This window comes from Lignipirellula cremea (genome assembly GCF_056501455.1).
Window position 1 is genome coordinate 6,060,336 of record NZ_CM151415.1, and the last position, 17,623, is coordinate 6,077,958.

Below are 17,623 nucleotides of genomic sequence, written 5' to 3' on the forward strand. Positions count from 1 at the left end.
CGAGTCGATGTGCGCGATCCTTGAGCGGGTCGTGGCGGATCGCCGGCGCTCGACGCTTCTCTCTCCCCTCTACCGATCAGGAGGCCGCAATGGCTGTCGTCGATCGACCGACGAAGGCTCCGCAGATTCGTCGCACCGAATGCTTCATCGGCGGGAAATGGGTTCCCGCCAAGAGCGGCAAAACCTTCGTCACGTATAACCCCGCGACCGAAGAGCCCATCGCCGACGTCGCCGAAGGAGACGCCGCCGATATCGACGCTGCCGTGCAGGCCGCGCGGAAGGCGTTCGAGTCGGGACCCTGGCGCCGGATGGACGCTCGCGACCGGGGCAAGCTGATGTACCGGCTGGCCGACCTGATCGAGGAAGAGATCGACGAACTCGCGGCGCTCGAATCGCTCGACAACGGCAAGCCGATCCGCGACGCGAAGGCCGCCGACCTGCCGCTGGTGATCGACACGCTCCGCTACTACGCCGGCTGGGCCGACAAGATCCACGGCAAGACGATTCCCGTTCGGGGCAACTACTTCGTCTATGGCCGGCAGGAACCGGTCGGCGTCGTGGGCCAGATCATCCCGTGGAACTTCCCCATGCTGATGGTCGCCTGGAAGTGGGGGCCCGCCCTCGCCGCAGGCTGCACTATCGTCATGAAGCCGGCGGAGCAGACGCCGCTCACCTGCCTGCGCATGGCGGAACTGGCTCAGGAGGCCGGCTTTCCCGACGGCGTCATCAACGTCGTGCCCGGCTTCGGACCGACGGCGGGCGGAGCGCTGGTCGCCAATCCCGACGTCGACAAAATCGCCTTCACCGGAGAGCATCGCACGGCCCAGCTCATCATGAAGAACGCCGCCGACTCGCTGAAGCGGCTGACGTTCGAACTGGGGGGCAAGAGCCCCAACATCGTACTGGCGGACGCGAATCTGGACGCGGCGGCGAAGGGCGCTCACTTCGGGCTCTACTTCAACCAGGGGCAGTGCTGCTGCGCCGGTTCGCGAGTCTTCGTCGACGCCAAGGTGCATGACGAGTTCGTCGACCGGATCGTGGCGAAGAACAAGACGGTCAAGCTGGGCGACCCGCTCGATCCCGCGACCGAACAGGGTCCGCAGGTCGACAAGGCGCAGTTCGACAAGATCCTCTCCTACATCGAGAAGGGGAAGAGCCAGGGCGCCGAGTGCCGCACCGGCGGCGGACGCTTCGGCGACCGGGGCTTCTACGTCGAGCCGACGCTCTTCACCGGCGTGACCGACGACATGGCCATCGCGACCGACGAGATCTTCGGGCCCGTGATGAGCGTGCTGAAGTTCGAGGACGAAGCCGACATCCTCCGCCGGGCGAACGACACGATGTTCGGACTCGCCGCCGCGGTCTGGACCCGCGACGTCGCGAAGGCCCATCGCATCGCCCACGGCCTGCGAGCAGGCACCGTCTGGGTCAACTGCTACGACGTCTTCGACCCCGCCGCGCCGTTCGGCGGCTTCAAGATGTCGGGCATGGGTCGCGAGCTGGGCGAGGAAGGCCTGAAGCCCTACCTCGAGCACAAGACGATCACGGTCAGCATGGATTGACGAGCCGCAGCGTCCGGCCCGACTCGCTTCGTCCGCTCGGATTGACGCAGCGATCCCGGTCGATAATCGTGAGGCCGGATCTGCCGCGGCGGGTCCGGCCCTTTTCATTTTTGACTTCGAGTCCCCCGCCCTCCCGTTATCGTTCTTCGCCGGAAGCTTACTCGTGAGCCGACCGTCCGACGCCTCGATCGATCCGACTGCCCCCTCGCGCGCCGACGATCCGCAGTGGCGGAAGTACGTCGACAGCCCGGGCCTGGTGCTGCTGTCGTGCTTCACCGTCTTCGCGGTCTTCGGGATCCCGCTGATCTTCATGTGCCGGAAATTTTCGCCGGTCATGAAGGTCTTCTGGTCGGCGGTCGTGATCCTCTACACGCTCTTCCTGTTCGCCTGCGTGGGGGGCATTCTCTACTGGACGTGGCTGCAGGTGACGCAGGCCTTCGCCTGAGGAACGGCCGAACCAAAGTGAAATAACGCCCCTAAGACAGGGCGACTGGGAGCGTCCGGCGGACTGCCAGAATCCTATCGCAATTCTCCGATGCAGTACGGCGCCGTGCATCGGGCGAGTCGCGAGGGTGGACGCCATGCGGACTGACGCCCCCTTGGATCCGCTTATCCGTGCCCTAAAGAGAACTTAACGTTCGCTAGCGACCGCGGGTCCTTCGGCGAAATCGCTTGACCCGCCGATTCGGCTCCTCTATAGAAGACGTACCTCTCCCACTGAATCGTCATTCGCTGCGAACGCTAACGGAATTCTAATTCCCGTTCGATAACGTAGCGGCGGCTCCCCACGCCGCGTCGACGGTTCGCGCTTCTCCGTCTCTCGCTTCGAGGACGGACCGCTGCCGGTTTCATCGGTTTCATCGCCGTTCGGAGAGAGGTCCGCATGCTCCTGCTCGCTTCCGCTCGCTTTCTTGCGCGCCCTTTAGCTCGCGTTCTCGAGTCCCCTGCGGTGCACGCTTCGGCGGCGACCGATTCGGCCTCTGCCTCGCGTCAGCCTCGCTTCGGCTCCGCTCGCGGCGGCTTCACGCTGGTCGAGTTGCTGGTCGTCATCGCGATCATCGGCGTGCTGGTCGCGCTCCTGCTGCCTGCGGTTCAGGCGGCCCGCGAGGCGGCCAACCGCATGTCGTGCAGCAACAACTTCAAGCAGATCGGCATCGCGCTTCATAACTACCACGACACGCACAAGAAGTTCCCGTACGCGTGGGTGGACAACGCCGCCATGATCACGCGCAAGCGCGATTCCTGGATGCAGCGGTCGCTGGCGTTCATCGAACAGCAGCCGATGGCCGACGCGTACGAAACCCAGAACCCGCAGTGGATCATGGACGTCGCCGCCGCGATCAAGGACAAGGAAGTCTCCGGCTTCCTGTGCCCCTCGGACGGCCAGTTGCCGGCAGTCGGCGCCAACGGCGGTCTGCGTGCGGGCGGGTACGGTTTCCAGGGGAACTACGTCCTCTGCTCCGGCAACGACATCATGCGGTTCGGCACGAACAACAACGGCATCGCCTATCCCGACTCGAAGCGCAACATGGCGAGCATCACCGACGGCACGTCGAACACCGTCATCGCCAGCGAAAGCATTCGCCGACCGGGCGACGCCGGCTGGGGCGGAGCGGGCGCCTACTGGGGCGGAGCCCGGTGGGGCGGCTTCGGCTTCACGACGCTCGAAGCGCCGAACACGAACCTGCCTGATCGCCACTACCAGTGCACGTCGACCACCTTCGTCCCGGCGCCCTGCACGTCGCTGACCGGTACGGACGACACCCGGAACTACGCCCGGAGCTGGCACTCGGGCGGCGTGAATGTCCTGCTGGGCGACGCGTCGACCCGCTTCGTGCCGGAGACGATCGACATCCTGGTCTGGCGGGCCTCCGGTTCGGTCAACGGCGGCGAATCGCTGCAGCTTCCGTAAGGAACTCGCCGCCGTCGGTCGCTTGCTTGATGAAGGGCGGACGAAGCAGCGCTTCGCCCGCCCTGCTCTGCTCTGACGTTCCGTCTTTCGTCGATCTGTTCGAAGGGATCTGGCCTTGAAGCGTTTTTCGTTCGTTCTCGCGCTCGGTTCGATCGCGCTGCTTTCGCTCGCCGGGTGCGAGCCCTCCGGTCCTGAAACGGTCCGCGTCACCGGCGCCGTGACCTTCGAGGGAACGCCCGTCGCGGAAGGCGACATCGTCTTCATCCCGCCCGATCCGACCGCCCTGTCGACCGCCGCCCGGATCTCCGGAGGCGTGTACGCCATGGACGCGACGCCCGGCGAAAAGAAGGTGGAGATCCGCGGCACGCGCGTCATCCCGGGAAAGGCGAACACCGACAATCCCGGTTCGAGCGAGCCGGCGATGGAGATGTTCATCCCCACGAAGTACAACACCGAAACCACGCTGAAACAGACCGTTCCTCCCGAGGGGGGCAAGATCGACTTCGCACTGACGAAGTAGGAGATCGCGCTTCGCGCTCGACGGATCGCTGACGGACGAAGTACAACGAAGGGGTTGCGCCGCGAGGCGCGACCCCTTTTTCGTACGAACTTCGCCGGCCCCTGCGACTACCGAATGGATTCGCTCTCGCTCCGTCCCCCCCTTTCGTCGCTTGCGCTGCACGTCGTGGCTTGGGCGGCGCGTGCGCTTCGCCTTGTCGCGCTGCTGATCGTTTCGTGCGGCGCCGCGTTCGCCGCGGACTTCCGCGAAGAGCGGGCGTTCCTCGACCGACTGCGCGAGACCCGGCTCTACTCCGTCGCCGAAGAGTATCTCGACGAGCGTGCGACGGCAGGGGATCTCTCTCCCGAACTGCGGGAGTTGTACGTCAAGCAGCGGATCGAGCTGCTGCGGGCGGTCGCGCTCGACGCCCCGGCGGAAGAGCGACCCGCGCGGCTGGCCAAGATCGAGCAGATCGCGACCGACTACCAGGCGACCGATCCGCCGCTCGAACCGGCGGTCGAGGTGACGCTCGCGGCGGCGAGGTCCCGACTGGCGCTCGCGGATCAGTGGCGTCAGGAGGCGGAACTCGGATCGGCGGACGCACGCGACCGGTCGCTCGCGGCGCTGCGAGCGATCGAGCGGGATCTCGACCAGGGGCGGGCCCTGTCGACGACCCTATCCGCAGAGGCCGCACGGAGGCCGGGATCCACCGCGGAACGCAGAGCCCTGGCCCTGTCGCAGGAGATCCGCTTCGTCTCGGCGCTCGTCTATCGCGTGCGAGCGCTTTCTTATCCGCCCAGCAGTCCCGACCGCTTCAACGCGCAGGGACAGGCGGCTGAATGGCTGGACGACCTGGCCAGTCGTATGACGCCCGATCAGGCCGCGTGGGTCCGCACGCTCTCGGAGCGTGCGCGGGCGTATCGCGAGATTCGGCAGTTCGACCAGGCGCGAGCGACGCTCGAACGGATCGCCGCCGAACGGAAGCCCGCCGAGTTCGACGCCGCGGAACGGGACGCCTATTACGAGGAGCGTCTGCGGCTGCTGATGGACGAAGGAGATCCGGACGCCGCGCTCGGTTTGTGGGAGCGAATCGCTCCCGGCGACGAACCCCCTTCCGCCGAACTGGGGCTCGTGGCCGTCGACCTGTTTCTCGCGAGGGCGAAGCAGCTTCGGGAGGAAAAGGACGAAACGCGAGCGGCCAACTGGGAACGCAAGGCGCAGGATGCGGCCAAGTACCTGGAGACGCGCTTCGGTCCCTACTGGGGCAGACTCGCCGGCAGGCGCCTCGTCGAAAGCGGCGGATCCTCCGTCGGCGGCGCGGGCGAGCTCGTGCGGCTGGCCGAAGTCCATCTCCGGCGGAAGAACCTGACCGAGGCGATCGCCGCGTACGACCGTGCCGCCGAACTGGCGCGCGAAGCCGGATCGCCCGACGCGAACCTGTTCGCCTACCGCGCGGCGCTCGTCGAGCAGGCGCGAAAGAACCATGGCCTGGCCAGCGATCGCTTCAGCACGCTCTCGCAGAAGTCGATGACGGCCGCCGAAGCGTCGGAGCGGCACTACCTCGCGATCTGGAACGCGGCCCAGCAGGCGCGGATCGAACCGGAGTGGACGCGCCGGTACGCCGATCTGCTCCTGGAACATCTCGACCGTTTCCCAGCCAGTCCGAAGATCGGCGCCGTGCGCCTCTGGAGCGCGCGGCTGGCTCTCTATCAGGGCGACTTGCGCAAGGCGTTCGACCTGCTCGTCGCCGTCCCACCGACCAGTGATGCCTTCGCCGAAGCGGCGCCCGAGGCTGTGCTCGCGGCGGAGCGTCTGCTCGCGAAGACGAAGCTGGAGGGCGCGAGCGTCGTCCGGGCCGCGTTGCAGCGAAGTCTGGAACAGGCCCTCGAGACGGCAGAAGCGAAGGCGCGCGGGCCGATCGATGCAGACGCGACCGAAGAGGGAGCGATCGTGACCGCCGCGCTCGGCGGGGCCGCGCTCGCGACCGGTGCGGGTCGCCTGGCGCTGGAAGCCGAGCCGCCTGCGTCTGCCGCAGCGGGCGCGCTTGCCGATCGCGCGCTGGCGATCCTGGAGCTGGCGGAGGGTCAGGACGTCTCGGCCCTGCGGTCGCACGCGCTGGCCGTGCGGGTGATCGCCGGCTTCGACGATCCGAAACGAACGCAGCAGATCGACGACGCGCTAGCCGAACTGGCCGCCAGCGGAACGGCCTCGCTCGAACCCGCGTCAGCCGGACTGGAGCGTGCGCTGCAGGACGCGGCCGTGCCGCGGCGCCAGGCGGCGGCGAACCGGATTCTGCAGGGTCTCGCGCTGCTGCCCGACAGCGAGCGGAACGACGCGACCCAGTCGGCCCGGGCGGCGGAGCTCCGCGCGAAAGCGCTCTCCGCGCTGGGACGCGGGAAGGAAGCCTTCGACGATCTGAAGCGTCTGGCCGCGGAGCGTGCGGACGACGCGGAGATCCAACTGCTCTACGCCCGCGTTCTGGGCGAATCAGCCGCAGCGAGCGATCAGCGTGCGGCGCTCGACCGGTGGCGAAAGATCGCCGCGACCGCCAGGCCGCGCTCGGAACTCTGGTTCGAGGCGAAGCTCGCCGTCGCGCAGCGGCAGATCGCGCTGGGGGAAACGGCCGAGGCGGCGACCCTGCTGCGGTACGTGCAACTCGCTCCGCCCGGCGTCGCCGGAACGAAGTGGGAGGCGCCCTATCGCGAAGCCCTGCGCCAGGCGGAAGCGAAGTAGCGCGTCGCGTGCAGCGTCAGTCCCTGGCGAGCGGAGGGTGTAAGCCCTCCGTGGCAGAGCCGACCTGGTTTTCGTCGATGAGACTTCTCGTCAAACGCAAGGGATCAGATCTCGTGGTTCTCGTAGTCGCCGATCGGACGGCAGACGCAGAAGAGGACGGAACCGACGCAGATCCAGGAACCCACGAACATCAACGCCGTTTCCAGCAACATTCTGCAAGACTTTCGGAGAGAGCGATTCAGCGACGCGGCGACTAAAAGGCACGTACCGGGCCGCACGACGCTCGCATTAAAGCAACTCTTCCGATGGTCTTGCCGGATATAGCGTTACGAATATCCAAAGAAATCGAACAGGCGAGCTCCGACGAAAAAAGCGCCGTCGAATCGACGGCGCCTTGAGGTAGTAATGACGGCGCGTCAGGCCGCCCGGCTTATGGTTCGCCCTTCGCCCTAGGGGGACTCGGGCTCGCCCTCTTCCGTCGTCGGTTCGGCAGCGGGAGTTTCCTCTTCGCTCGTCTCTTCAGCAGGAGCAGGCTCCGCCGAAGGTTCGGGCGACGTTTCTTCAGCATCAGCAGCAGGCGTTTCGGCGGGCGCATCGCCCGGTTCCGCAGGCGAGGTTTCCGCCTCTTCCGCAGGGGTCTCGGCGGCGGCGTCCTCTGCGGGCGTTTCGGTGCGGGGGGGCGGATAGGGCGACTCGCCGTCGACGATGGGACGAACCGTCGCAGGATCCGGCATGGGAGCCTTTCCGCCGCGGGAATTTGCGGCGTAGATCGTGTCCGGCTTGCCCTCTTCGCCGAGCTGCGAAACGAGCATTTCCTTGCTCTCGTCGCCGCGATAAAGCACCCACAGGTCGTACGTCATCCAGGGGATGCCGCGGCGCCACGAATAGCGCTCGTAGATCACGCCGTCTTCGGTCGTCGTTTCCGCCGGCTCCGTGCCGACTGCCTTATGCACGTCCGCCTGGGTCGTGGCGGGCTGGCCCGGATCGGTGATCCCGCCGGGAGAGCCCTGCACGGCGAGCACGCGGTCGTAAGCTTCGTCGCGCGGCTGCTTCGCGCCGTACCAGTCCCACAGGCCGCCCGCCACGATCAGCAGCAGCAGGCCGAGCAGAATCAGCGTCCTCAGCGCGGCGGAGGATTTCTTGGGGGGGGGAGCGGAGGGATCGTGCGCTTCCGACATGGAACGGTTCCTCGAAGAGACGGCGTGGAGGGGAGATTCGATGAGCGGCGCGCCCGATCGCTTAGGCAGCGACTTCCGGGCGTCGGACCGGTTCGCGTTCAGGAGTCGTCGGCAGGAGCGTCAGCCGCATCACCCGCGGGAGCGTCTGCCCCGGCATCATCGGAGGCGTCAGCCGGGGTTTCGGACGGCTCGTCCATCGGAGCTTCTGCCGCGTCGGCCGAAGGGCCGGCAGTAGATTCGATCGCAGGATCGGTCGCAGGGGCTTCGGGCGGGAGGGCCGTCGCGTAGTAGAGATCGGCCTCTTCGCGCACCGAAGTCGCGTTTCGGAGCGTGCGCCCGGCGTCGTCATCATAAATGACCCACAGGTCGTAGGTCCGCCAGGGAATGCCGCGGCGCCAGGAGTAGCGTTCCACCAGGTAAGCGCCCGCGGACTCTGTCACCGCCGGCGTCAGTCCGAGCACGGCGTGGACGTCCTCCTGCGTGGAAACCTTGAAGGGAGGCGACGTGGGAGATTCGCCTGCGACCTCGGCCCCTTCCTCGTCGTCGGCGTCGCCGCCCGGGAGCAGCGGCTCGACCTTCTCCAGCGCCTGTTCGTAACCGGGCCGGGCGATGAGGTAATCCCAGCCGGCGGCCAGGCCGACGACCAGCAGGATCAGCAGCAGGACGACCAGCCGGGTCGATGAACCGCTCGAGCGTTTGGCGGCGCCTTCGGGAGCCGACCGGGACTCGGGAGCGGACGAGCGAGCGTCAGGCGCGGACATGGCCTGGAACCGGAGAAGAGTGGGAAGCGACGGCCCTGCCCGTTTGCCCGGACGCGAACGATCGCGGCAGACGGCGGCGAATCGATCGCCAGTCTAGTCGGACGCTCGCGCGCGAACTACGGGCGTGCGAATGCGGAGAGCGCTTTGCGAGACGGAGGAGGCCGAACCAGTCCGTCCGACGGGCGCATTCGAGTGGCCCGTGTGCCATGGCTGGCTCGTCCAGCCGTGCAGCGCCTCGTACCGCTCGGCCCGATGCGAATCAACGCGTGGGGGAAGTTCGATTCGGCGACGGATGACCGTGGCGGACCGGGCCTGGATGCCGGCACGGCTGGACAAGCCAGCCATGGCGCACGGCGAACTTCACGATAGCCGCCGCTCAGCGACGCTCGCTACCCGGCAGCAGCGACGCGGCGGGAGCGGCCGGCGGCTTTTCCGACGCGGGAGCCTTCGCTTCGGTGGCTCCTGTGGTCGACACGGGCAGGAACTCGAAATTCTCCACGACCCAGCGATCGGCGTCTCCGAACGTCGTCTCGAACTGCGGTTCGTAGACGAAGATCATCGCCACGTGCCGGCCCGACGGCTCCGACAGGTGGTAATAGATCCACCGCATTTCCAGGTCCTGGGCCATACCGTCGACGTGCAGCTTCATCACGCGGACGCCCTTCTTCGTCTCGAACTCCCGCGTGTCGACGAAGCGTCCGAAGCTCTCGCCCAGCTTCTCCTGCACCTCGGCCTTGTAGTCGTCGAGCGAGTACACATCGTCCTTGGCCACGGGGGGGAGGCGAACCAGGCTGCACTGCGCGACGAGTTCGCCCCGGTCGATCAGCTTCAGCACGGCGCTCGTTTCGTCCGGCGCGGTCACGAACCACCGCCGGTCCTGCACGAAGCGGAAGTCCTTCGACGGCGACTCGTACTTCAGCAGGCCCATCTCCATGCGGTACTTCTTCGGCAACGGCTCGATGCGATCGTCCGCGAGCGCCTCGCTCGCATCGATGCGGGAGGTCGCCAGGCGAATGGTGGCCGTGACGTCGAACCCCGGCTCCGCATGCGCGATCGAGCGAACTTCCCGCCAGGTCATGGCGAACGTGAGCGGACGACGCTCCTTGAGCGAATAGACGGTCCGGGCGCGCAGGTTGACGTCCGTCGCGACGCCCGAGGCGGCGCCGGCGACTTCGCCTTCGCTGACGAGCGAGACGTTATCGCCGTCGACCGAGTCGATCCGCGTGGCGACGTCGCTTTCGCTCACGGCGTCGATGACCAGAAGCTTGGTCAGCGCCGTATTCTTCGCGGGCCAGGTCGCGTCTTTGGCGACCGGCTCTTTGGTGAGCAGATCCGCGACGAAGCCCGGGTTCCCCGGCACGTCGAGCATCTCCATCTCCTGCCGGAAGACCAGCCGGCGGGGACAGACCAGCGGCTGCGCTCCTTCGCGATCGAACAGCAGCCAGTCGGGACCGAACTTGGCGAGCGTCGGCTCGGCCTCGAGATCGCCGTAGCGGTAATCGCCGTCGGCGCTCGTGTAGTACCGCATGCTCCGCAGGATGCGTCCGTCGGGCGTCGTTTCCAGAATCCGCTCGTCGTACCGCTGCTTGATCGAAACCTTGAACGGCTTGCTCACCGGGTCGGCGTCGGGCGACGGCTTGGAGGAGAGCTCCCCCTTCAGTTCGACGATGATGTCGGTCCGGAACAAATCGCCTACGCGGTAAGCGGGCCGCAGGTCGTACGTCTGCCCGACGGCCGGCGAGATGGCGGGCGAAACGAGCAAGGCGCCGGCGAGGGCGCAGAGAATCCGAACGGCGGCGCGATTCGCGGCGAACTTCATGGAACGATCCATCGTCTCATTCAAGGATCGAATCGGCATCGACCGGGGCCGATTCGTGCGCGGACGGCAGCAACGCGACCAGCAGCGGTCCATCCGAACGGACGAATGCGGGCAACGCCATTGGAATTCGGCTGAAATATCCCGATGCGTTCGTGCGTTCGCGATCAGAACCGTAAGCGCCCCGGCGGGGTGAAACGCCCCGTTCAAGTTTTCCCGGATCGATCCACCGGTTTTGACCGCACGCGACTGCTGGCGCAGACAGACTTGTTACCGCGGAGGGCGTGTCGAGACAAGGCGAGTCGTCTGGCACGCGGATCCTCGTCCGGGCGCTTGCAAGCGCTCGATTTTGCGACGCAGCAGGGGCAGAATTCCCCATCGCGCGTCGGGCCGGAAAGTCCAGACGCTTTCCGGAAAAAGGGCGAATCTGCCGGCTTTCTGTCGCATCCAAAGGATACTTCTCCGCCGGCATAGTGCCCGGAGACGGCCAAAATACCGCGTTTCCGCGATGCTGGCCGAATCGGGGGAGATTCCGGCAACGAATCGAGTGGAATACCCGCAGGACACTTCGGACGGCTCTTCTGCCGGCCACGTTTTGCGGCGCAACGTTTGCGACTCTGACTGGCTCGGCTTCATCTCAAGTTCATCGACTTCATCTTTCGGACAGTTCTGTGACGACCAGGGATCCGTCGTTTTCGTCGCCCCGGAAGCGCCGGGGAGCCTCGCTCGCTTAACGGCCGAGGCCGCATCTTCTGCGGCGGGCTGTGGAGAGAGGTTTCCTGGGTGCGGTTGACATGTGCAGTCCGTTTTTCGGCGTCAGCGAACGCATGGACGAAGAACGGGCTCGAGCGCGAAAGCGAGAGGGAATCATGCAAAGCAATTATCTAAGTCCCGCGCTTCGGCAACTGCGCGACCAGCAGGTCCGCTTCACGCCGCGCGACAAGCAGATCGAACAGATGGATCGCGCCCAGTCGCTCCTTTCGGAGATCGACGCCGAGCGAGACTATCCGTACGACTATCTCTGCTACCGCATCACGGGGTACCGACCGTCAGCGGACGGTTCGTCTCCCGAACCGATCGCGGGCGAAGTCGTGCAGCACGACCTGCGGCGCTTCGTCGAGGACCTGTCCGACAAGATGAACCTCCGCGTGGAGGATCTCACGGACCGGGTCTACACGATCGAAGAGCTTGCCAAGCAGTTCAACGTATCGACCAAGACCATCTCGCGGTGGCGCGAGCAGGGCCTGGTCAGTCACCGGTTCATCTTCGACGGACGCAAGCGCGTCGGCTTCACCGACACGAACGTCCAGCGATTCGTGACCGACAACAAGGACCGGATCGAGCGCGGCGAGCGCTTCAGCCAACTGACGGACGAGAACCGGCACGAGATCGTCGACCGGGCCCGTCGCCTCGCGCAGCGCGGCGATTGCCCGAGCGAAATCGCGCGTCAGATCGCGTCGCAGATGGGGCGCAGCGTCGAAACGATTCGGTACACGCTCAAGAACCACGACGAACGAAACCCCGACCGGGCCGTCTTCCCCGACCGATCGCAGCCTCTCAACGAGGCGATGCGCGAGGCGATCTACAATCGTCACCGCGCAGGCGAAACGATCGAGGGGCTGGCCCGGCGCTACGGACGCACGAAAACGAGCGTCTATCGCATCCTCAGCGAAGTGCGTTTGCAAAAGATCGGACTGCTGCCGCTCGACTTCGTACCGAACGAGAGTTTCGACGACCCGGCGATGGAGGCGGAGATCCTCGCGGATATCTCCCTCGAAAACCCGGACGCCAAAAAGATTCGCGTCCCCGCAGGGCTGCCGCCGTACCTGGCGTCGCTCTACGAGGTGCCGCTCCTCAGTCGCGAACAGGAATACCACCTGTTCCGGAAAATGAACTTCCTCAAGAGCCGGGCTGCGAAGCTCCGCGAGGAACTGGAAGGTCGGCCCCGCGCCGCCCTGATGGACAAGATCGAGTCGCTCTACGAGGACTCGGTCAAGGTCAAGAACCGGATCGTGCAGGCGAACCTGCGCCTGGTGGTTTCGATCGCCAAGCGCCACGTCACGCCGTCGAACGACTTCTTCACGCTCATCAGCGACGGCAATATGTCGCTGATCCGCGCGGCGGAAAAGTTCGACTTCTCGCGGGGCAACAAGTTCAGCACCTACGCGAGCTGGGCGATCATGAAGAACTTCGCCCGGACCATTCCGGAGGAGTACAAGCGACAGGATCGTTTCCGCACCCTTCAGGACGAGGTCTTCCTCGCTCGCGAAGATTCGCGGAGCGATCAGTACGAACTCGAATCGGCGCAGGCGATGCGTCGCGAACAGGTGGCCAAGATCCTGAGCCGGCTGGACGATCGCGAAAAGCAGATCATCATCAGCCGCTTTGGCCTGAACCACAGCGACGAACCGCAGACCTTGAAGGAGGTCGGCGCCGAAATGGGCGTGACCAAGGAACGCGTCCGTCAGATCGAGTTCCGGGCGCTGAACAAGCTCCGGGCCGCGGTCAAGGACGAGAAGATCGACACGCCGGACTGACCTCCGGCGCGAACCGGTCGAGCCTGAATCCGGAAGCCCTCCGTCGCCCTGCGGCGGAGGGCTTTTTCGTAAACGCCGATCGCGGAGAGAACCTCGGATATTCCAAGGCGCTCTCTATCTCTTGGCGAGCGGGGATGTGAATCCCCCGAGTTCCCCGACGCTCGTCCGATTCGGGCTCGGGGGTTCACCTTCCCCGCTCGCCGAGTGCGAAGTTGATCGACGGATAACGGGAAAACGACGAGCGTTCCGACGATCGGCCTTGCGACGGTTCGGCCAAGCTGTAAAATCCCGGTTTTCGACTTTCGGCGTTCCGCCGGCGTAGCTCAATCGGCAGAGCAACTGATTTGTAATCAGTAGGTTGCGGGTTCAACTCCCACCGCCGGCTCTCGACGCCTCGCCGAAGAAGATTCGCCGGGAAGACTGACGCAAGAAACGCGATACCCCAAAGTCGCTGGACCCAAGCGATCGGAACGGCGAAAACGACGGATCGCGAGAGCCTGACGGGCGACGACGACCGCGACGGAAACTTGCAGGAGTCGGCACGAAAGAGACTGAGACGCGGCGACGAGAAACGGCGCAGAAGAGCGACGACGAGAAGAATCGCCGGGGGGTTACCGAAGCGGTCAAACGGGACAGACTGTAAATCTGTTGGCTATGCCTTCGCAGGTTCGAATCCTGCACCCCCCACTGGAATTCGCTTTTTCAGCGCCATACAAACGCGAGTCCGGCCCTGGTCGGACTGCGTAAGATTTGCCGCCAGCATGGCGGACGCACTTGCGGGCGTTGCCCGGAGAAGAATGATTCGCGGGTGTAGCCCGAAAAAACGATTCGCGGGTGTAGCTCAATGGTAGAGCAATAGCCTTCCAAGCTGAAGACGAGGGTTCGATTCCCTTCACCCGCTCATCCGTCCGGGGCATCCGTTCGACCGTGCCCTGGATACGTTTTGCGATACGAGATCCGCTGCTGTAGCTCAGTTGGTAGAGCGCTTCCTTGGTAAGGACGAGGTCATGGGTTCAAGTCCCATCAGCAGCTTTCCGTAGTCCGCGGCTGGTCGGTCTATCGAGTTAGAGTTTTCAACACTTTCCATCGGGTGAAGAAGCATGGCCAAGGAGGAATTCGTACGTACGAAGCCTCACCTCAATGTGGGCACCATCGGCCACATTGACCACGGCAAGACGACCACGACCGGCGCGCTCCTCGCGGTCCAGGCGGGCAAGGGTCTGGCGCAGGCGAAGAGCTACGCCGACATCGCCAAGGGCGGCACCGTCCGCGACGCGACCAAGACCGTCACGATCGCCGTCTCGCACGTCGAGTACGAGACCGAGAAGCGGCACTACGCCCACATCGACTGCCCGGGCCACGCCGACTTCATCAAGAACATGATCACCGGCGCGGCCCAGATGGACGGGGCGATCCTCGTCGTCTCCGCCGCCGACGGCCCGATGCCGCAGACGAAGGAGCACGTCCTCCTCGCCCGCCAGGTCGGCGTGCCGTCGATCGTGGTCTTCCTGAACAAGGTCGACCTGGTCGACGACCCGGAACTGCTCGAACTGGTCGAGATGGACATCCGGGACCTGCTCAACAAGTACGGCTTCCCCGGCGACGACACCCCGATCGTTCATGGCAGCGCCCTCCCGGCCTACCAGAACCCGAAGGATCCCGCCGCGAACAAGTGCATCAGCGACCTGCTGGATGCCGTCGACAGCTTCATCCCCGAACCGAAGCGGGAAGAGGATAAGCCCTTCCTGATGGCGGTCGAAGACGTCTTCTCGATCGAAGGCCGCGGCACCGTCGCGACCGGTCGTATCGAGCGCGGCGTCATCAAGCCGGGCGAAGAAGTCGAAATCGTCGGTCTGTCGGCCTCCCGCAAGGTGGTCTGCACGGGCGTCGAAATGTTCCGCAAGTCGCTGCCGCAGGGCATCGCCGGCGACAACGTCGGTCTGCTCCTCCGCGGTATCAAGCGCGAGGAAATCGAGCGCGGCCAGGTCATCGCCAAGCCGAACTCGATCACGCCGCACACCAAGTTCGAGGCGGAAATCTACTGCCTGTCGAAGGAAGAAGGGGGTCGTCACACCCCGTTCTTCAGCGGCTACCGTCCGCAGTTCTACTTCCGCACCACGGACGTCACCGGCACGGCCAACCTGTCCGGCGCCGAAATGTGCATGCCCGGCGACAACGTCAAGGTGACGGTCGAACTGCTCAAGCCGATCGCCATGGACGACGGCGTTCGCTTCGCGATTCGCGAAGGCGGACGTACCGTCGGCTCGGGCGTCGTCTCGAAGATCATCTCCTGATCTGAAAACGCTGCGGGCTCTCGCAGGTCGCTGCAAGAGCCCGGACCCGTCGCGGACGGTCGCCGATCGGCGTTCTTTTCGACCGTCAGAATCGGCGTCGCCCCGGCGAGCGGGAATCTATTACAATACGATCGACCTGGCGATCTTCGCCGGGTCGAGTCGTTTCGGCGAGGGAGTTTTTCCTCGCCGGACGAACGACCATCGCGGCGTCGGGCTTCGCGGCTCGCGCAGCGCGGTCGAAACAGGGGTGTAGCTCAATTGGCAGAGCAGCGGTCTCCAAAACCGCAGGTTGCGGGTTCAAGTCCCTCCGCCCCTGCTTACGCTACTGCGACTTTCTGCCTGTCGCATCGCGACCGAACCTGGAGGGGCGACCTTCGGGAGCCCCAGGCCGTCCGACATTCGGCGGACGCTCCAGGCGCGGTCGAACTGCGGCGGAAAACGAGTCGACCTTTCGCGACGAAGGTCGGCGCCTGATCTCCCGATGCCGCGCTCCGGCGTCGAACGTTCTGCCGAAAGCTCCTGACGAACTCCGTCCGGTCCGCGGCGACGCTTCCGCCCTCCGGTTCCGGATCGGCTGAGAAGCAGGAGCGAACGAGACGGGGCGACCGGCCTCCGAAGCGCTGACGAAACGGAACGACGAGCCGAACGACCGACGATTCGGAGCATCCGCCGAAAATCGCCGGATCCTCTCGGACAGAAGCCCGCGGCGAATCTCCCTGCGAGAACGCGGGAACGGAAACGGCGGACGAAGCGACCACGCACGGAACGTACGTAGCTGCCGAGGGATGGGCGGCAAGAAAGCGGATTCGATGGCCAAACAGAAGACGATGCCTGCCAACGCCCTGTTGCAGGCGATGTTCCAGTTCGACCTGTACAAACCCACGCAGGGACGTACGACGCGCAAGATCGTCGGCGGCGTGATCTTCTTCGGCGCGGCTCTCGCGTCGTGGCAGATCTACAACGCGCTGTCGAGCGATTTGGGCTGGCTCAGCCCGATCGAGGCCGTCTTCCCGCAGTACACGATCCCGCTGGCGGTGACGCTGCTCGGGCTCTGGCTCGGGTTCCGGATCGTCAACCTGCCGTCGTTCGCGGACTTCCTGATCTCGGTCGAGGCCGAGATGGACAAGGTCACCTGGCCGTCGACGGCGCAGGTCTACCGCGCGTCGCTCGTGGTGATCTTCGTGATCTTCGCGCTGATGTTCTCGCTCTTCTTCTTCGACATGGTCTGGCAGTGGCTGTTCCGCCTGATCGGCGTGCAGCAGTTCTGATCCGCGTTCCCTGCGCACGTTTCGTTCGCAGGGCCCCTGCCGACGGGAGAGCGACGCCGAATCGCGATCGGCTCCTCGTCTGACCGCTCTTTTAGAAATCTGCAGCCCTGCCGGTCATGACAGACGACAACGCCGACCGCCCTCGCGACGAAGCCCTCGACGCATCCGATCAGAACCCGACCGGTGACGATCCGCAGTACGTCGAACATGCAGGGGACGCTCCCGTGACCCAGGCCGACGTCGACGCGGCGGACATCGTTCCCCGCCCCGAGGACAGCGAAGAAGGCGAACAACTGGGCGCCGGAGCCCTCGACGAGATCGGCACCGTCTCGATCGACGGCGATCAGGCAGCGCCCGCGGCCGAATCGCCCGAAGAAACGCTCGCCCGCCTGGAAGCCGCCCCCGCCGCTGCCGAGGAAGCGCCTGCCGCGTCGAAGCAGCCGACGCCCGGCAAGCCGATGTTCTTCGAAGACGAGGAAGAGGCGAAGGGCGCTCCCTCCGAAGGCGAGAAGGACTGGTACATCGTCAAGTGCGCGGTCAACCGCGAAACGTCGATTAAGGACGCCCTCCAGCGGAAGATCCGGCTGGAGAAGATGGAAGAGTGGATCGACGACGTCCTGATTCCGGTCGAAGAGCAGATCGAATTCACCAAGGCGGGCAAGCGCCGCACGGTGAAGAAGAAGCTCTACCCGGGCTACCTGGTCGTCCACATGGCGATCACCGACGAGACGCGACTGCTCGTGCGCGACACGCCCGGCATCGTGGACTTCACCGGCGCCGTGGGCAAACCGACCCCGCTGGGCTCGGAAGAGGTTTCGCGGATCCTCGCCAAGGCTCGCCCCCCGAAGAAGGAAGAGGGCGCTGCTCCTGAGGAAGTCTTCGTGAACATCAAGTTCAAGGAAGGCGACAAGGTTCGCGTCAACGAAGGCAACTTCCAGAACTTCGAAGGCGAAGTCTCGGGCCTGGACCGCTCGAACGGCAACGTGACCGTGATGATCACCATCTTCGGTCGCTCCACTCCGGTCGAGCTGAAGCACTGGCAAGTCGAGCAGATGTAGTCGCG

The 17,623-nt window shown here is 65.3% G+C and carries 12 protein-coding genes and 5 tRNA genes; 14 read left to right on the forward strand and 3 right to left on the reverse strand.

Annotated elements, in window-relative coordinates:
• Window positions 1–89 precede the first annotated feature (89 nt).
• The 5 genes from SH602x_RS23850 (at window position 90) to SH602x_RS23870 (ending at window position 6,706) form a co-directional block, all read left to right on the forward strand.
• Window positions 90–1,562 (forward strand): aldehyde dehydrogenase family protein, encoded by a 1,473-nt coding sequence (locus tag SH602x_RS23850; protein ID WP_479474649.1) that lies wholly within the window; start codon window positions 90–92, stop codon window positions 1,560–1,562.
• A 163-nt stretch (window positions 1,563–1,725) separates the two neighbouring features.
• Window positions 1,726–2,007: a hypothetical protein gene (locus SH602x_RS23855; protein ID WP_479470622.1), complete on the forward strand. Its 282-nt coding sequence runs from the start codon at window positions 1,726–1,728 to the stop codon at window positions 2,005–2,007.
• Between the two features lie 504 nt (window positions 2,008–2,511).
• Window positions 2,512–3,474, forward strand: coding sequence for a DUF1559 family PulG-like putative transporter (locus SH602x_RS23860; protein WP_479474650.1), 963 nt, complete (start codon window positions 2,512–2,514; stop codon window positions 3,472–3,474).
• 115 nt (window positions 3,475–3,589) lie between these two features.
• Complete coding sequence (locus tag SH602x_RS23865) at window positions 3,590–3,994, forward strand: YajG family lipoprotein (RefSeq protein ID WP_479474651.1); 405 nt, start codon at window positions 3,590–3,592, stop codon at window positions 3,992–3,994.
• A 114-nt stretch (window positions 3,995–4,108) separates the two neighbouring features.
• Entirely contained in the window at window positions 4,109–6,706 is a 2,598-nt protein-coding gene (locus SH602x_RS23870; RefSeq protein WP_479474652.1) for a hypothetical protein, read from the forward strand.
• 449 nt (window positions 6,707–7,155) lie between these two features.
• Here the strand turns inward: SH602x_RS23870 and SH602x_RS23875 are convergent, their stop codons facing one another.
• From SH602x_RS23875 to SH602x_RS23885, 3 genes are all read right to left on the reverse strand, one after another.
• Window positions 7,156–7,884, reverse strand: a complete 729-nt coding sequence (locus SH602x_RS23875) for a hypothetical protein (protein ID WP_479474653.1) — start codon at window positions 7,882–7,884, stop codon at window positions 7,156–7,158.
• 98 nt (window positions 7,885–7,982) lie between these two features.
• Window positions 7,983–8,645 carry a hypothetical protein gene (locus tag SH602x_RS23880; RefSeq protein ID WP_479474654.1) on the reverse strand — a complete coding sequence of 221 codons (663 nt, stop codon included), beginning with the start codon at window positions 8,643–8,645 and terminating at the stop codon, window positions 7,983–7,985.
• A 376-nt stretch (window positions 8,646–9,021) separates the two neighbouring features.
• On the reverse strand, window positions 9,022–10,476 hold the full coding sequence (locus tag SH602x_RS23885) for a hypothetical protein (RefSeq protein WP_479474655.1): 1,455 nt from the start codon (window positions 10,474–10,476) through the stop codon (window positions 9,022–9,024).
• 854 nt (window positions 10,477–11,330) lie between these two features.
• On the opposite strand from SH602x_RS23885, the gene SH602x_RS23890 reads away from it, so the two are divergent.
• The 9 genes from SH602x_RS23890 (at window position 11,331) to nusG (ending at window position 17,618) form a co-directional block, all read left to right on the forward strand.
• A complete protein-coding gene (locus SH602x_RS23890; protein WP_479470615.1) occupies window positions 11,331–12,998 on the forward strand; it encodes a sigma-70 family RNA polymerase sigma factor in 1,668 nt (555 codons plus the stop codon).
• Window positions 12,999–13,310: 312 nt separating this feature from the next.
• Window positions 13,311–13,383, forward strand: a tRNA-Thr gene (locus SH602x_RS23895).
• 220 nt (window positions 13,384–13,603) lie between these two features.
• Window positions 13,604–13,685 (forward strand) — tRNA-Tyr (locus SH602x_RS23900).
• A gap of 143 nt (window positions 13,686–13,828) precedes the next feature.
• Window positions 13,829–13,899 (forward strand) — tRNA-Gly (locus tag SH602x_RS23905).
• A 58-nt stretch (window positions 13,900–13,957) separates the two neighbouring features.
• Window positions 13,958–14,030: transfer RNA gene (locus SH602x_RS23910), tRNA-Thr, on the forward strand.
• A 68-nt stretch (window positions 14,031–14,098) separates the two neighbouring features.
• Window positions 14,099–15,292 carry an elongation factor Tu gene (gene tuf, locus SH602x_RS23915; RefSeq protein WP_479474656.1) on the forward strand — a complete coding sequence of 398 codons (1,194 nt, stop codon included), beginning with the start codon at window positions 14,099–14,101 and terminating at the stop codon, window positions 15,290–15,292.
• A gap of 243 nt (window positions 15,293–15,535) precedes the next feature.
• A tRNA-Trp gene (locus SH602x_RS23920) sits at window positions 15,536–15,608 on the forward strand.
• Between the two features lie 493 nt (window positions 15,609–16,101).
• Window positions 16,102–16,560: a preprotein translocase subunit SecE gene (gene secE, locus SH602x_RS23925; protein ID WP_479470613.1), complete on the forward strand. Its 459-nt coding sequence runs from the start codon at window positions 16,102–16,104 to the stop codon at window positions 16,558–16,560.
• 116 nt (window positions 16,561–16,676) lie between these two features.
• Window positions 16,677–17,618, forward strand: a complete 942-nt coding sequence (gene nusG / locus SH602x_RS23930; RefSeq protein ID WP_479474657.1) for a transcription termination/antitermination protein NusG — start codon at window positions 16,677–16,679, stop codon at window positions 17,616–17,618.
• The last annotated feature ends 5 nt before the right edge of the window (window positions 17,619–17,623 follow it).

Coding starts and splice junctions, on each gene's coding strand:
- SH602x_RS23875 (WP_479474653.1), bottom strand. CDS start 7,884: ATGTCGGAAGCGCACGATCCCTCCGCTCCCCCCCCCAAGAAATCCTCC.
- SH602x_RS23880 (WP_479474654.1), bottom strand. CDS start 8,645: ATGTCCGCGCCTGACGCTCGCTCGTCCGCTCCCGAGTCCCGGTCGGCT.
- tuf (WP_479474656.1), top strand. CDS start 14,099: ATGGCCAAGGAGGAATTCGTACGTACGAAGCCTCACCTCAATGTGGGC.
- SH602x_RS23850 (WP_479474649.1), top strand. CDS start 90: ATGGCTGTCGTCGATCGACCGACGAAGGCTCCGCAGATTCGTCGCACC.
- SH602x_RS23890 (WP_479470615.1), top strand. CDS start 11,331: ATGCAAAGCAATTATCTAAGTCCCGCGCTTCGGCAACTGCGCGACCAG.
- SH602x_RS23885 (WP_479474655.1), bottom strand. CDS start 10,476: ATGGATCGTTCCATGAAGTTCGCCGCGAATCGCGCCGCCGTTCGGATT.
- SH602x_RS23870 (WP_479474652.1), top strand. CDS start 4,109: ATGGATTCGCTCTCGCTCCGTCCCCCCCTTTCGTCGCTTGCGCTGCAC.
- nusG (WP_479474657.1), top strand. CDS start 16,677: ATGACAGACGACAACGCCGACCGCCCTCGCGACGAAGCCCTCGACGCA.
- secE (WP_479470613.1), top strand. CDS start 16,102: ATGGCCAAACAGAAGACGATGCCTGCCAACGCCCTGTTGCAGGCGATG.